This is a genomic window from Bifidobacterium subtile, from assembly GCF_000741775.1.
Classification (GTDB): Bacteria; Actinomycetota; Actinomycetes; order Actinomycetales; family Bifidobacteriaceae; genus Bifidobacterium; species Bifidobacterium subtile.
This window is the reverse complement of the sequence record NZ_JGZR01000011.1, coordinates 15,156-29,499: the sequence shown is the minus strand read 5'-3', so window position 1 is coordinate 29,499 and position 14,344 is coordinate 15,156. Positions and strand designations below refer to the sequence as shown.

The following is a 14,344-nucleotide window of genomic DNA, read 5'->3' as shown; positions in this document are numbered from 1 at the left end:
CTAAGGCTCAGTTTTCGGGCGAAGTCGGTGTTGACGAAGGCGACGAAGATGACGATATCGAGGATTGAGAAGACGGTGAAAAGACTGACGCCGAATCAGCATCGTCGTTCCCAGCAGACTCTCCTGATACCTTGGGCTCCTCAGATTGCTGCGATTCTGCCTTCGGTTCAGCCTCTTCGATCTGCGCAGCTGCACCGTTATCCGCAGCATCCCGCGGCTCCGGTTCGACCGCTGGCTGATGCACCCGCTCGGCCTTCGTCCGCTGCAAATCAGGATCGACATGCTCTGCAAGCAGCGCGCGGGCATCGCCAGCGGTGACGAAGCTGCCGGCAACGAGCACGCCGTGGCCGTATCCCACACCCAGCTCATCCTCGACATCCACCATATCGACAGCGGTCTGAATGGCGTCAGGCAGCTCATCGACGCGCGTGACGCGGTCGCGCCCGAACACGTCCACCGCGATCTTCTCAAGCTCTTCGGCAGGCATCACGCGCTCGCGCCAGGAGTTCTCGGTGACGACCACATGGCTGAGCAGCGGTTCGAGCACGCCGAGGTATTCCTCGACCTGCTTGTCCTCCATCATGGCGATGACGCCGACGAGCTGCTTGAAGTCGTAGTTCTCTTCGATGGCGCGGCGCAGGGCCTCGGCCGCATTCAAATTGTGCCCGCCGTCGAGGATGATGGTGGGCGACGTGCGAATCTGCTCGATGCGCCCCGGAATCTTCACGCCGCTCAGTCCTTCGGCCACCAGATCGCCGTCGAGCACCCCGTTGACTGGTATGACCGTTTCGGCCGCAGCCAGCGCGGCGAGCGCGTTATGGGCCTGATGCTCGCCGAATTTGGCGACCGGCACATCCTCATAGGTGCCGTTGGGCGTGCGCATGGTCACCACCTGGCCTCCCACGGCCAGCGTGCGTGCGACGACTTCCATTTCGATGCCGTCGCGCACCAGCGTCGCGTGGTTCTTCGCCGCAGCGGCCTCAAGAATCGGCATGACCTTGTCCGCATGCGGCTGTGCGCCGATGATGGCGGTGCATCCGGGCTTGATGATGCCTGATTTCTCGGTCGCGATCTGCTCCACGGTATCGCCGAGCCACTGCATGTGGTCCATATCGACCGGCCCAATGATCGCCGCATCGCCATCGAGCACATTCGTCGCGTCCCAGCTGCCGCCCATGCCCACTTCGACCACGGCGACATCGACCGGAGCATCGGCGAACTTCCAGATGGCCATAGCCGTCAGCACTTCGAAGAAGCTCATTTTCGGCTTGCCTTGCTTCGCCATCGCCGCGTCGACAAGCCCCACAAAATCCCTGATCTGTTCCCAGGCGTCGATGAAATCGTCATCGCCCAGCTGCTGGCCGTCAATCGCGATGCGCTCGTTGATGCGCTCAAGATGCGGCGAGGTGTACAGCCCGGTGCGCATGCCGTACGCCCGACAGATGGCCTCGGCCATGCGTGCCGTCGAGCCTTTGCCGTTGGTGCCGGTGATGTGGATGATGCGGAACGAGTCCTCCGGATGCCCCAGCAGGTCGAGCATCATCGTCATGCGGTCGAGATCGAGATTCGTGGTGTTATGCTCCGTGGGGCGGCTCATGATATCGCGTTCGACCTCGCGGATCGTTGCCTTGCCCTGGTTCGGATGCTCATATGACATGCTGTGCGTTACCCCTCGTCTCTCTACTTGCCTCACACGCTTCACAATCTTTCCTATTCTAAGCGAGCGGGTGAACCAGCGCCCGTTTCATCCGACGGCGAGCAGGACCGAAGAACGTTGCGCTTTGTACGCCAGAGCGACCTTACCGTATGAAATGCTACGCAAATTCGATGCGCAATGTGACGAAACGTACGTCAGCAGCTCCTTAGCGGTCGAAAGACGACGCGCAGACAATTCAGCTGGCGCAAACGGCCATCACGCGCTGTTACGCTAGCCGAACTACAATGGGCTGCATATGCAATCACACCTGCGAACGAAGGAGACATGAATGGGCGACGTCGTGACCGACAAGGACAAGGAATACGAGGCGCAGGAGGCCTCGCAGGCGCCGGGAGCCGACCAGCCGATGCACGACCGGACGAACAACCGCACGCTGCGCCCCCGCAGCGATGCCTTCCGTGAGTTCATGACGACCGGCTGGGACAATCAGGAGCCCGATATCAAGCCGCTGGAGTCCAGCACGTACATTCCTGCCCGGCTCGAAGCGCTCGGCAGTCAGTTCCCCGGCGAGCGGCTGGTCATTCCGGCCGGCCAGCCCAAGGTGCGCAACAACGACGACGACTATGCGTTCCGCCCCGATTCCGTCTTCTCGTATTACACGGGCCTCGGCCAGGATTACGAGGCCGGAGCCGTGCTGGTGCTCAATCCGATAAGCGCTGACGATCCGGAGGCCAAGTCCGGCGCGACGCATCATGCGGAGCTCTTCGTGCCGCCTCGCGCCGACAACAGCACCGAGGATTACTACGCGAACGCGCATTACGGCGAGTACTGGGTCGGCCCGCGCGCCGGGCTCAAAGAGCTGCATGCGATGACCGGCTTGGAGACGCATGACATCGCGCAGCTGGCTGACGCGATCGGCAAGGATGTCGGCGCCGAGGCCGGAGCCGTGCGGGTGCGCGCGATTCGCCAGGCCGACCCTGAGGTCACCGGCATGGTCGAAGCGGCGCGGCAGGCCAACGGATTCGCCGACCCCGGCGATAACGCCGCCGAGGACGACAAGCTGCTCGAATACGCCTCCGAGGCGCGACTGGTGAAGGATTCCTTCGAAATCAACGAGATGCGCAAGGCCATCGCGGCCACCAAAAAGGGCTTCGACCGGATTTTGGCCCGCCTGCCTGAAGCTGTCGGCAAGCCGCGCTCGGAGCGCATGCTCGAAGGCGCGTTCAACGCCGTGGCCCGCGAGGAGGGCAACACGGTCGGCTACGACACCATCATCGCGTCGGGCAAGGATGCGCCGATTCTGCACTGGATGCGCAACACGGGCGTGGTGGGCGACGGCGAGCTGCTGCTCATCGACGCCGGCGTGGAGGTGGAAAGCCTGTACACGGCCGATATCAGCCGCACCTTCCCGGTGAACGGCACGTTCACGCCGCTGCAGCGCAAGCTCTATCAGACAGTGCTGGACTCCCAGCAGGCCGGATTCGAGGCCGCGCAGCCCGGCGCCACGTATTCGGACATTCATCACGCCTGCATGCGGGTCATAGCCGAGCGGCTGCACGACTGGGGCATTCTGCCGGTCGATGTGGAGGAGTCGCTCTCCCCCGAAGGCCAGCAGCATCGTCGCTGGATCGCCTGCGGCGTGGCCCATCATCTCGGCCTCGACGTGCACGACTGCGCGCAGGCCCGCTACGAGTCGTATCAGGGCGCGAAGATCACGCCGGGCATGATTTTCACCATCGAGCCGGGACTCTATTTCGCGCAGAACGATCTGCTGCTGCCGCCCGAGCTGCGTGGCATCGGCATCCGTATCGAAGACGATGTCCTCATGACCGAGCACGGCCCCGAATGGCTTTCCGCCGGCATCCCCAAGCAGATCGAGGACGTCGAGCAGTGGATACAACAGCAGTCCTCTGCACGCACACGCTAACGACCGCAAGGAATTCCCATGCCAACACCGCAATTCGTACTCGACCTGCGCAAGAAGATCGGTCACCAGCTCCTCTGGATGGTCGGCGTGACCGCCTATGTCGAGGACGCGGACGGCCGGGTGCTGCTCGGCCGGCGCTCCGACACCGGCGAGTGGGCGCTGGTGTACGGCATCAACGAGCCGGGCGAGGAGCCTGCCGACACGGTGGCACGCGAAATCAAGGAGGAGACCGGGGTCGATGCGATCGTCACCGATCTGGTGTCGGTGAAATCCTCATCGCAGGTGGTGACCTACGCCAACGGCGACCGGACGATGTACATGGATCATCTGTTCCTGTGCAGGCCCGACCCGCAAGGGAACTCGGAGCCTTTTATCGGCGACGAGGAGAGTCTGCAAGTGGGCTGGTTCGCGCCCGGCGAGCTGCCCCAGCCGCTCGCTGCCAGCACCGTGGAGCGCATGGCGTATGTCGAGGAGTATCGTCACCGGCTCGCTCAGGGCAACCCCCGCGCCCTGTTCACATTCAACGGACAGGCCGTCTGATCGGCCGCCTCTGAGCGTTGTCTCGCGTTGGCGGCGTACATTTTCCGGCACGTTTGCCGGCACGTTTGCCGACTCCGTATCGGAAAACGTACGCTGAGTCGATGTCAGTGTACGTTTTCCAATACGCACATCGTTTCCATGACAGAAAACGTACGCTGATGCGCCGGGCTACGGCGGGCAAGCAGGGCATATCAACCAGTGCACAGCCAACCAGTGCCTATGCCCAGTGCCCGCCGCACCCGCGCAACCGGCGGATTGCCCCTATACCGCCTCGGCGGCCAGCGCGTGCAGATGCTCGCGGTGCGCCCGCTGCTCACGCGGATCGGGCACCGGCAGCGAAGCGAGGAGCTTGCGCGTGTAGGGATTCTCCGGGCGCTCGATGACCTGGTCGACGTCGCCGTGCTCGACGATGCGGCCTTGGTGCATCACCATGATGCGGTCGGCGAGCATATCCACAACCGCGAGATCGTGGGTGATGAACAGGCAGGCGAAGCCGATTTCAATCTGCAGCTTCTTGAACAGTTCAAGCACCTTGGCCTGCACCGACACGTCCAACGCCGAAGTCGGCTCGTCCGCGATCAGCAATGACGGTTTCAATGCGAGCGATCGGGCCAGCGAGGCGCGCTGGCGTTGGCCGCCGGAAAGCTCGTGTGGGAACCGGTTCATATACGTTCTCGGCAGCTGAACCATTTCGAGCAGATCGCCCACATAGTCTCTCGCATCGGCCACCGACGAGTACTTGTGATGCACGAGCAGCGGCTCGGCCACGTTCTCAGCGATGGTCATCAGCGGGTCGAAGGAGCTGCCCGGATCCTGGAACACGAATCCGATGTCGGCGCGTTTGGGTTTGAAGTCGCGCTCCTTGACGCCGTTCATCTCGACGCCGAGCACGTTCAGCGAGCCACCGGAGACCTTCTGCAGGCCGGCAATCGCCCGACCGGTCGTGGATTTGCCGGAGCCGGACTCCCCCACCAGGCCAAGCACTTCGGAGCGGTGAATCGTGAAGTCGACGCCGTCGACCGCTACGAAATCAGGCTGCATGAGATGCCCGGGGTAGGTGATGGTCAGCCCCTTGGCCTCCACGGCGACCGGCTCCTGACGCCAGTCGGACAAGCGTTCAAGCGCGTTGCCTTCGTCGTCACGCACGGTGAGCTGCTGTCCGATGCGCGGCACCGCCGCCAGCAAGCGCTGCGTATATTCGGCCTGCGGATGGTAGAAGATCTGCTCCACATCGCCCTGCTCGACCACGTGCCCGCGGTACATGACCACGACCTGATCGGCGATGTCGGCGACCACGCCCATGTTATGCGTGATGATGAGCACGCTGGCGCCGAACTCGTCACGCGCCAAGCGCAGCAGGTCGAGGATCTCGGCCTGCACGGTCACGTCGAGCGCAGTGGTCGGCTCGTCTGCGAGAATCAGCCCCGGGTTGAGCACGAGCGCCATCGCGATGACGATGCGCTGCTTCTGCCCGCCGGAGAACTGGTGCGGATAATAGTCCACACGAGTCTCGGCGTCAGGGATGCCGACCTTCTCGAGGATATCGACGGCCTTAGCACGCAATTCCTTTTTATCTTTCAGCCCATGCGCACGCAGGCCCTCTTCGATCTGCCAGCCGATGGTGAACACGGGATTGAGCACCGAACCCGGCTCCTGGAACACCATCGCGGCCTCGTCGCCTCGCATGCGGCGCAGCTGCTCGCCGGAAAGCGCCAAGGCATCCAGCTCGCCGATGCCGTCGCGGCGCGCGAGATAGACCGCGCCCGAAGTGGCGGCAGTCACCGGCAGCAACTTGATGATCGAGCGCGCCGTGACGGACTTGCCGGAGCCGGATTCGCCGACCACTCCGACGACCTTACCCTTCGGAATCGTGAAATCGACGCCGTCAATGGCCTTGATGGAGCCGGCGTCGGTCATGAACGACACGCTCAGATCGTCGATGCGAGCCAGCTCGTCCTTGCCTAGATGCGGCGTGGCTGCAGTCACAGTTTCACTCATCGTGCGTCTCCTTTTCAGTCGTTCCGTTTGCCGTGCCGCCGTCATCGCCAGCGGCAACCGCAGCGTCGCCGGCAGCACTGCCCGCTACAGCGCCGCCAGACTCATCGCCCGCAGCCGCCGCAACGCGCAGGGATTCCAGCTCTGCCGCCACCTCGTTGGCCTCGCCTGGCTTCTCGGTCGGGTCGACCGACGTGTCTTCGATGGATCCGACGACCTCGCCTGCGGACTTGCGGGTGCGCAGCCGCGGATCAGCCAGATCGTTGAGCGATTCGCCGACCAGCGTGATGCCAAGCACGATGAGCACGATGGCCAGACCCGGGAAAATGGCTGTCCACCAGATGCCTGCGGTCACATCGGCCACTGAACGGTTGAGGTCGTAGCCCCATTCGGCCGCGGCGGTCGGCTCGATGCCGAAGCCGAGGAAGCCCAGCCCCGCCAGCGTCAGAATCGCCTCGGAGGAGTTGAGCGTCAGAATGACCGGCAGGGTGCGCGTCGAGTTCCTGAGCAAATGCTTGGTCATGATGCGCCAGGTCGAGGCTCCGACCACCTTGGCCGATTCCACGTAGGCCGATTCCTTGATGCGGATGACCTCGGCGCGAATCGTGCGGAAGTACTGCGGGATATAGACGACCGTAATCGAAAGTCCGGAGGCGAGGATGCCTCCCCACAGGCTCGACTGGCCGCCGGAGATCACGATGGCCATGAGAATCGCCAGCAGCAGCGAAGGGAAGGAGTAGATGGCGTCCGCGATCACCACGAGCACGCGGTCAATCCAGCCGCCGAAGTACCCGGAGACCAGACCCAGCAGCACGCCGGCGAATATGGAGAGCAGCACGGCTATGACGATGGCGATCACCGCGGTGCGCGTGCCCCATATCGTGCGGCTGAACACGTCGAAGCCGCCGACCGTGGTGCCCCAGATGTGCCCGGCGCCCGGCGCACTTTGCGTCGGGAATGCCGCGCCGTTTGCATCCTTGATCTGCGAGAAGCCGTACGGCGCTATCACCGGGGCGAAGGCGGCGACCAGCAGGAAAAACACTGTGATGGACAGCCCCGCCACCAGCATGCCCTTCTGCCAGCCGACGGCGATGGCGATGTCCTTCGCGAGCGGAAGTTTGGAAATCCACGAAGCCGGTTTGCGCACGTTAAGATTGTCGAGTCGCTCGTCGCCGGGAACCGTGACGGCATTCGTCGTTTTGTCGCTCATCGTCAGTACCTCACTCTCGGGTCGATGAGGGCGCTGATCACGTCCACGATGAAGTTCACCACGGACACGATGATCGCGATGAGGATCACAATGCCCTGCACGGCGACGAAGTCACGGGCCTTGAGATAGTTGGACAGCATGAAGCCCAGGCCCTTCCATTCGAAAGTCGTCTCGGTCAGGACCGCGCCGGCGAGCAGCATGGCGATCTGCATGCCCATGACCGTGATGATCGGGATGAGCGCCGGCTTCCACGAATGCTTGGACAGCAGCCGCTGCTCCGAGACGCCGCGCGAACGAGCGGCTTCGATGTAATCGGAGTTGTACGTGGAGATGACGTTGGTGCGCACCAGGCGGATGAACACGCCTGCGGTCAGCAGTCCCAACGCGAGCGCAGGCAGTATGGCGTGCTTGAGCACGTCCAGAAGAACCTGCATGTTGCCCAGCTGGAGCGCATCGATGATGTAGAGCCCGGTCGGCGAGACCAGGCGGTTGAACTGCATATCCGAGGCCAGCGAGGAGCGTCCGGAGCTCGGCAGCACGCCAAGCCAGGTGGAGAACACCAGCTTGAGCACCAGACCGAGGAAGAATACCGGCGTGGCATAGCACAGAATCGCGAAGACCCGGATGCCCGCATCCGCGCTATGGTCGCGATGCTTGGCGGCGATGCGGCCCAGCCCGATGCCTACGACGAGAGCCACGATCAGGGAGAGCATCGCGAGCTCAAGCGTGGCCGCGCCGTAGCGCACCAGAATCGAACTGACCGGCTGGTTGTCGGTGAGCGTGGTGCCCAAATCGCCGCGCAGCAAGCCGCCCAGATACTCGAAGTACTGCACGATAAGCGGACGATCGTAGCCAGCCGCATGGATGCGCCGCTGCAGCTCCTGGGGGCTGAGTCGGCCGCCCTGCGCCGCCGAGATGGGGTCGCCCGTAGCGCGCATGACGAAGAACACGACGGTGACGAGAATGAACACGGTCGGGATGATCAGCAGGAACCTGGTGACGACGAAACGGAAGAACCCGCCCGAGATCCTGTTCTTCTTCGGCTTGTCCGCGGACTTCGCAGGCATCGTTCCGGATGGCTTTTCAGGCGGTTTCGCCTGACTCACGTCTCGGGTCGACGGCTCGGACTCGGGCGTGGACTGCATGGTGCTCTGGGACACTTGGAGCAGCTCCTTTGATCATAATTCAATCATCAATCAATTACTTAGCTTAGGCACCGCGTTGCATACATACCGCATGAGCGCAGCATCAAACACGCTGTTTCGCGCGAACGCGGCGCTGAAGCAACGCACCACAGCCGTGAGCTGCGGCGATTGCAGTGATGCCGGGGTCTGTGCCGTTACGTACGGCAGACCCCGGCATCACTGCTGGTTGCGCTATTGCTCAGGACTTGCCCAGGCTGCTCAGGACTTGGTCACCGAAGCGTAGCGGAAGCGGAAGGAGGCATCAAGCACCACGCCCTTGACCTTCGTGCTGGTGACGGCGACCTGGGCGCCCTGCAGCAGCGGCAGCGTGGAGAGGTCCTTGGTTTCGAGAGTCTGGATCTGCTTGAGCGTCTGCTCGCGGGCGGAGGCGTCGGTCTGACCGGCCTGCTTCACGATCAGGTCGTTGACGGCCTTGTTCGCGTAGCCGTTGTTGACGAAGTTGCCATCGCGGAAGAACGGGGAGAGGTAGTTGTCCGGGTCCGAGTAGTCCGGGAACCAGCCGAGCTGGTAGACCGGATAGCTGCCGTCGGAACTCTCGGTGACGACGCGTTCCTTGCTGTACTGCGTCCACTCGGTCTGCTGCAGGTCGACCTTGAACAACCCGCCCTCTTCGAGCTGCGACTTGATCGCCGCGTACTCGTCGGCCGAGGAGGAGCCGTAGTGATCGCTGTTGTACTGCAGCTTGAGGTCCACTGGCGTCTTGACGCCCGCTGCCTCAAGCACCTGCTTCGCCTTATCCTGGCTCGGCTTGCCCTTGCCGTCGCCATAGGCGGACTTCAGCGTGTCCCCATGGCCGGAGAGGCCGTCGGGGATGTAGGAATACAGCGGCGTATAGGTATCCTTGTAGACCTTGGTGGCCAGCTCGTCGCGGTCGATGAGGCTGGCTACGGCCTGACGCACGGCGGTCGCCTTGGCTGGATCGGCGTCAGGCTGGGATGCGCCGAAGGGCTGGATCTTGAAGTTGAAGGCCAGCATGCGCACCTCGCCGCCCGGGCCCTTGACGATCTTGATCTTCTTGTCCTTGGACAGATCGCTGATGTCCGTAGGCGTGAGCGAACGGTAGGCGATGTCGACCTGGCCCTGCTGCACTGCCATCTTCAGATTCGAGGCGTCGGCGAAGTACTGGACCTGCACCGCGTCGTTCTTGGCGGGAGTCAGGCCCTTGTAGGAATCGTTCTTGGCGTAGGACGCCGTCTCATTGAGCTTGAGGGAGGTGAGCTTGTACGGCCCGGCGAAGGCGTTGGCCTTGATGATGGCATCGGCGGTCGTGAGCTTGTCGGCCGAGAAGGCCTGCTCGTCGACGATGGGACCTGCGGGGCTGGACAGCACCTGCGTGAGCGTCACGTCGTGTGGCACCGTGTCGTTGAAGACCACGGTCGTGGGGTCGGGCGCATCGACCGAGGAGATGTTGGCCAGCAGCGAGCTGGGGCCGTTCTCGTCATTGATCTTCTTGGTGCGGTCGATGGAGAACTTCACGTCCGAGGAGGTCAGGTCATGGCCGTTGGCGAATTTCAGGTCCTTCTTGAGCTTGACGGTGAACTTCGTGCCGTCGGCGCTCCACGTGCCGTTATCCGCTGCGATATCGGGGCTGAGCTTCGAGGTGCTGTAGTCCTGCGCGTACAGGAACGGGAACACCTGAATCTGCACGGCATAGGAGCCGTTGTCGTAGGAGCCGGCCGGATCGAGGCTGACGATCTTGTCGGTGGTGCCGATGGTGACAGTGGAGCCGCTGTCCTCCGAGCTGCTGCCGCCGTCTTTCACGCCGCCGCATGCGGCTAGCGAGGCAACGGTCGCGATGGATGCGAACGCCGCCAGAATCTTCTTGTATCTCACTGCTTTCCTCTCTTCTTTCTTCTTTGCTATCGGGCAAGGCCAAACCACGGCCAAATTGCATGGCCCCCTCTCGGGGCCCGTGACTCATCGAGTATAGATAACGTATCATTACCCGCAAGTTTCCGAAACGACATGACGACCCGTATTGTGGGCGACAACACATATTGCGGGCGACACACACGACGACACGCGACTTGCGCCGAAGAGTTAACTTGATTAACCTATGGCAATAAGTTCCGATTCAACGGAGAACGACTTCGATGACGAAGCAAATAAGGGGGTGTCATGCGCACGATACAGACCGCCCCATCCCAAGCCAAGGTTTCGGAGTCCAATCGATCACGCATCCTGCACCACCTGTTCCGCAATGGCATATCCTCTCGTGCGCAGATATCCAAGGCTCTGGGCCTGACTCCTGCGGCCATCACCAAAATCACGGCCCGGCTGCTCGATGCCGGCATCATCGAAGAGACCGGCGATATCGAGGGCGATAAGAACCGGCGTTCGATCGGCTTGCGGCTTGACGAAAGCCTCTTCCATTTCATCGGCGTCAAATTCGCACGCAGCCTCGTGCAAATCGGGGTCTTCGATCTGGCCGGAACGTGCATCGTGCTGCGCGACCTGCCCACCGTCACCAACGACACCATTCCCACGACCATACGGCTCGTGCACGCAAGGGTCACCGCGCTGATCGCAGCCGATTCGCGCATCGTCGCCGTAGGCATGGCCGTGCCCGGCCCTTATCTTCGCACCATCGGGCGCACGGTGCTCGTCTCCTCGATGCGCGCCTGGCGCGAGGTCAATTTTCTGAGCGAATTCAAGCATGCATTCAGCGTTCCCGTCTTCATCGAGCAGGATGCACGCGCCGGGGCGCTCGCCAACTATTTGTTTGACCGGGGCAGCTCTTGCGCGAATCTCGCGTATTATCTGATCGGCGAAGGCGTCGGCCTTGGCGTCATTGACAACGGCGCCCTCGTCAATGGCATGATGGGAGCCGCCACCGAACTGGGCCATATCAGCATCGATATCCATGGGCGGCCTTGCGAATGCGGCAACGTCGGGTGCCTCGAACGCTACTGCTCGGCCGTGGTGATTCATGAGGCCATCGTCAGTCGCGATCTGGTGCCGGATGCGAGGCAGCTCGGGCATGCCGAGGCCTGCAACGCGCTGTTCCAGCTTGCCGATACCGGAGATGCGCGCGCTCGGCTGATGGTCGAGGAAATCGGCCGATACGCCGGCTTCGGCTGCGTGACCATCATCAACGGCTACAACCCCGAGCGCATCGTAATCGGCGATATCGTAGCCCAAGGTGGGCAGCGGCTGCTGCACTCCATCCGCGAGATCGTCGACGAGCACGTGACGCCCGCGCTGCGCGACTCCACTACGATCGCGTTATCCACCCTGCACAGCGATGCTGTGGTATGCGGCGCCGCAGCAGTGGCGATCATTTATTTTTTGGATCGTCCCTCGATGTTTTTCGATGTCTCCGCGGCATCGTCGTCGCCTGATGTTCCGAAACGGCAACACAACCAGTAGGAAAGGCAAACCCATGACCAAGCCAATCGTTCTCTCCCTAGGAGAATTACTGTGGGACATGCTCCCCAGCGGCAAGCGCGCTGGCGGCGCACCCGTCAACTTCGCTTATCATGCCGCGATGAACGGCGTCGAGGGATATGCGATCAGCGCCATCGGGCAGGACGAGCTCGGCGACGAGCTGATGGTCGAAACCGAGAAGTCGGGCGTGAAGTCCCTCATCCAGCGCAATGCCTGGCCGACCAGCACCGTGCAGGTCGCGCTCAAGAACGGCATCCCCGAGTACACGATCGTCAAGAACGTGGCTTGGGATCATATCCTCCTTACGCGCGAGCTCATCGATCTGGTGAAGAAGGCGGATGCCGTGTGCTTCGGCACCCTCGCCCTGCGCTCCCAGGAAACGCATGACACCATCATCGAGCTGCTCAAGCACACCAAGCCGAACGCGCTGAAGTTCTTCGACATCAACCTGCGCGGAGACCATTACTCGAAGGATCTCATCGAAGAGCTGCTCGCCAATGCCACCGTCTTCAAGCTCAACGATGCCGAACTGCTGCTGCTGCGCGACATGTTCAACATCCGCGGCGCCTCGGACGACGAGGCCTGCCGCTGGTTCATCTCCGAGTACAACCTCGACTACGTGGTGCTGACCGGAGGCTCGACCTTCAGCACGATCATCTCGAAGGGCGGCGAAAGCTCGACCCTGGCGACCCCGCACGTCGAGGTGGTCGACACGGTCGGCGCTGGCGACTCGTTCTCCGGCACCTTCACCGCGAAGATCCTGACCGGCTCCACGCTGGAAGAGGCGCATCGCGCGGCCGTGAACACCTCGGCCTTCGTGTGCACCAAGGACGGCGCATGGCCCACCTACCCCGAGCAGATGCCCGACTATCTCGCTGAGCAGAAGGTCTGAAGCGAGCGTCACGACCTTTTTTCCGAGGCCGTCGCGAATGCGCCGCATTCCACGTATTCATGACGACCTCGGAAGTGCCGCAGCGGCCTGAGACCGTGTCGGCACGCAGCCGCAGACTCGCATACCCGCAACGATCTCATATCAATCGCGTATCAATAAAAGAGAAAGAGAAAGCCATGAGCGCCACAACCGCCCAGCCGGCTGGCAAGTCCAAGGGATTCAAAGCCCTGGTGCCCGTCATGTCGGCCTTTTTCGTCATGGGCTTCGTCGACCTCGTCGGCACCGCCACCAACTACATCAAACCTGAGTTCAATCTCTCCGATTCCCAAACGAACCTGTTCACCACGATGGTGTTCTTCTGGTTCTTCATCTTCTCAGTGCCCACCGGTGTGATGATGCACCGGATCGGCAAGCGCAAGACAGCGGTCCTCTCGATCGTCGTCACCCTGTTCGCCATGCTGCTGCCGATTCTCGCCTATCTTGCGCTGTCGGGCACCGCGCGTCTGTGGACGATGATCGTTTCCTTCATCCTGCTGGGCGTGGGCAATACGATCATGCAAGTAGCGCTCAACCCGCTGATGACGCTGTTTGTCAAGGGAGACAAGCTCGCTTCCACGCTGACCACCGGGCAGTTCGTCAAGGGCTTCGCTTCCTTCTTCGCTCCGATCATCGCGGGCTGGGGCTTCTCGCAGCTCAATCACGCATGGTGGGTGCTCTACGTCATCTACCTGATCATCGGCGTCGTTGTGTGCGTCGCCCTGTGGTTCGATCAGATCGAAGAGCCGGCCGAAGAGGTCACGAACCCCACGATCATCGGCTGCCTCAAGCTGCTCGGCAACCGTGTCGTGCTGCTGTGCTTCCTGGGCATCGTGTGCCATGTCGGCATCGACGTCGGCATCAACGCACAGGCGCCACGCATCCTGATGGAGCATACCGGCGTTCCGCTGGCCATCGCGGGCGGCGCGACCTCCGTGTACTTCGCCTTCCGTACGCTGGGCTGCTTCACCGGCAGCATTGTGCTGCAGCGCATGAGCAACAAGCTGGCGCTGCGTATCTGCGGCGGCATTCTGGTGCTTTCGGCGATCTGCTTCGGCGTGTTCTCCACGATTACGAACAACCCGCCGCAGTGGCTGTTCTACGTCGCGGTGGCGCTCGTCGGCTTCGGCAACTCCAACGTGTTCTCCCTCTTCCTCTCGCAGGCGCTGCTCAACCAGCCCAAGCGCCAGAACGAGGTTTCGGGCCTGATGATCATGGGCCTGATCGGCGGTGCACTGTTCCCGCCCATCATGGGCGCTGCTTCCGATGCGATGGGTCAGATCGGCTCGATCATCATCATGGCCATCGGCGTGGCCTACGTCATGATCGTGGGTCTGCTCTATCGTCTGCTCGAGACGCGCAAGGCGGCTTGAGTTTGACTGCCTATGTCAGGCGAGGAGGCAAACCGCCCTCACTCGCCTGACATAGGGGCTTACAGAAAATCCTAGGATCGGTGCATCGATTGATGGCATCGCATCCTAGGATTTTCTGCGTG

The 14,344-nt window shown here is 62.2% G+C and carries 10 protein-coding genes; 5 read left to right on the top strand and 5 right to left on the bottom strand.

What is annotated here, in order from left to right; genetic code table 11:
• Window positions 1-7: 7 nt before the first annotated feature.
• A complete protein-coding gene (locus BISU_RS09545) occupies window positions 8-1,657 on the bottom strand; it encodes a bifunctional folylpolyglutamate synthase/dihydrofolate synthase (protein ID WP_024463513.1) in 1,650 nt (549 codons plus the stop codon).
• Window positions 1,658-1,985: 328 nt separating this feature from the next.
• On the opposite strand from BISU_RS09545, the gene BISU_RS09540 reads away from it, so the two are divergent.
• Together BISU_RS09540 and BISU_RS09535 are read left to right on the top strand one after the other, a co-directional pair.
• Window positions 1,986-3,584 carry an aminopeptidase P family protein gene (locus tag BISU_RS09540; RefSeq protein WP_024463514.1) on the top strand — a complete coding sequence of 533 codons (1,599 nt, stop codon included), beginning with the start codon at window positions 1,986-1,988 and terminating at the stop codon, window positions 3,582-3,584.
• Between the two features lie 18 nt (window positions 3,585-3,602).
• The gene (locus BISU_RS09535) at window positions 3,603-4,124 is read left to right on the top strand and encodes an NUDIX hydrolase (RefSeq protein ID WP_024463515.1); all 522 of its coding nucleotides are present in this window, start codon (window positions 3,603-3,605) and stop codon (window positions 4,122-4,124) included.
• 261 nt (window positions 4,125-4,385) lie between these two features.
• Here the strand turns inward: BISU_RS09535 and BISU_RS09530 are convergent, their stop codons facing one another.
• From BISU_RS09530 to BISU_RS09515, 4 genes are all read right to left on the bottom strand, one after another.
• Window positions 4,386-6,122 carry a dipeptide ABC transporter ATP-binding protein gene (locus tag BISU_RS09530; RefSeq protein WP_024463516.1) on the bottom strand — a complete coding sequence of 579 codons (1,737 nt, stop codon included), beginning with the start codon at window positions 6,120-6,122 and terminating at the stop codon, window positions 4,386-4,388.
• Window positions 6,115-7,329 (bottom strand): ABC transporter permease, encoded by a 1,215-nt coding sequence (locus tag BISU_RS09525; RefSeq protein ID WP_024463517.1) that lies wholly within the window; start codon window positions 7,327-7,329, stop codon window positions 6,115-6,117. The genes BISU_RS09530 and BISU_RS09525 overlap by 8 nt, the downstream gene beginning before the upstream one ends.
• Window positions 7,330-7,331: 2 nt before the next feature.
• Window positions 7,332-8,396 carry an ABC transporter permease gene (locus BISU_RS09520; RefSeq protein ID WP_033503023.1) on the bottom strand — a complete coding sequence of 355 codons (1,065 nt, stop codon included), beginning with the start codon at window positions 8,394-8,396 and terminating at the stop codon, window positions 7,332-7,334.
• A gap of 336 nt (window positions 8,397-8,732) precedes the next feature.
• Entirely contained in the window at window positions 8,733-10,367 is a 1,635-nt protein-coding gene (locus BISU_RS09515) for an ABC transporter substrate-binding protein (protein ID WP_024463519.1), read from the bottom strand.
• A gap of 285 nt (window positions 10,368-10,652) precedes the next feature.
• Between BISU_RS09515 and BISU_RS09510 the strand changes: the two genes are divergently transcribed.
• From BISU_RS09510 to BISU_RS09500, 3 genes are all read left to right on the top strand, one after another.
• Window positions 10,653-11,903, top strand: a complete 1,251-nt coding sequence (locus BISU_RS09510) for an ROK family transcriptional regulator (RefSeq protein WP_024463520.1) — start codon at window positions 10,653-10,655, stop codon at window positions 11,901-11,903.
• 13 nt (window positions 11,904-11,916) lie between these two features.
• Window positions 11,917-12,813 carry a carbohydrate kinase family protein gene (locus BISU_RS09505; protein ID WP_024463521.1) on the top strand — a complete coding sequence of 299 codons (897 nt, stop codon included), beginning with the start codon at window positions 11,917-11,919 and terminating at the stop codon, window positions 12,811-12,813.
• 176 nt (window positions 12,814-12,989) lie between these two features.
• Window positions 12,990-14,222, top strand: coding sequence for an MFS transporter (locus BISU_RS09500; protein ID WP_024463522.1), 1,233 nt, complete (start codon window positions 12,990-12,992; stop codon window positions 14,220-14,222).
• Window positions 14,223-14,344 lie beyond the last annotated feature (122 nt).

What these genes read in the sequence shown, in the direction of transcription:
- BISU_RS09545 (WP_024463513.1), bottom strand. Translation starts at nt 1,657, where the DNA reads ATGTCATATGAGCATCCGAACCAGGGCAAGGCAACGATCCGCGAGGTC.
- BISU_RS09540 (WP_024463514.1), top strand. Translation starts at nt 1,986, where the DNA reads ATGGGCGACGTCGTGACCGACAAGGACAAGGAATACGAGGCGCAGGAG.
- BISU_RS09535 (WP_024463515.1), top strand. Translation starts at nt 3,603, where the DNA reads ATGCCAACACCGCAATTCGTACTCGACCTGCGCAAGAAGATCGGTCAC.
- BISU_RS09530 (WP_024463516.1), bottom strand. Translation starts at nt 6,122, where the DNA reads ATGAGTGAAACTGTGACTGCAGCCACGCCGCATCTAGGCAAGGACGAG.
- BISU_RS09525 (WP_024463517.1), bottom strand. Translation starts at nt 7,329, where the DNA reads ATGAGCGACAAAACGACGAATGCCGTCACGGTTCCCGGCGACGAGCGA.
- BISU_RS09520 (WP_033503023.1), bottom strand. Translation starts at nt 8,396, where the DNA reads ATGCCTGCGAAGTCCGCGGACAAGCCGAAGAAGAACAGGATCTCGGGC.
- BISU_RS09510 (WP_024463520.1), top strand. Translation starts at nt 10,653, where the DNA reads ATGCGCACGATACAGACCGCCCCATCCCAAGCCAAGGTTTCGGAGTCC.
- BISU_RS09505 (WP_024463521.1), top strand. Translation starts at nt 11,917, where the DNA reads ATGACCAAGCCAATCGTTCTCTCCCTAGGAGAATTACTGTGGGACATG.
- BISU_RS09500 (WP_024463522.1), top strand. Translation starts at nt 12,990, where the DNA reads ATGAGCGCCACAACCGCCCAGCCGGCTGGCAAGTCCAAGGGATTCAAA.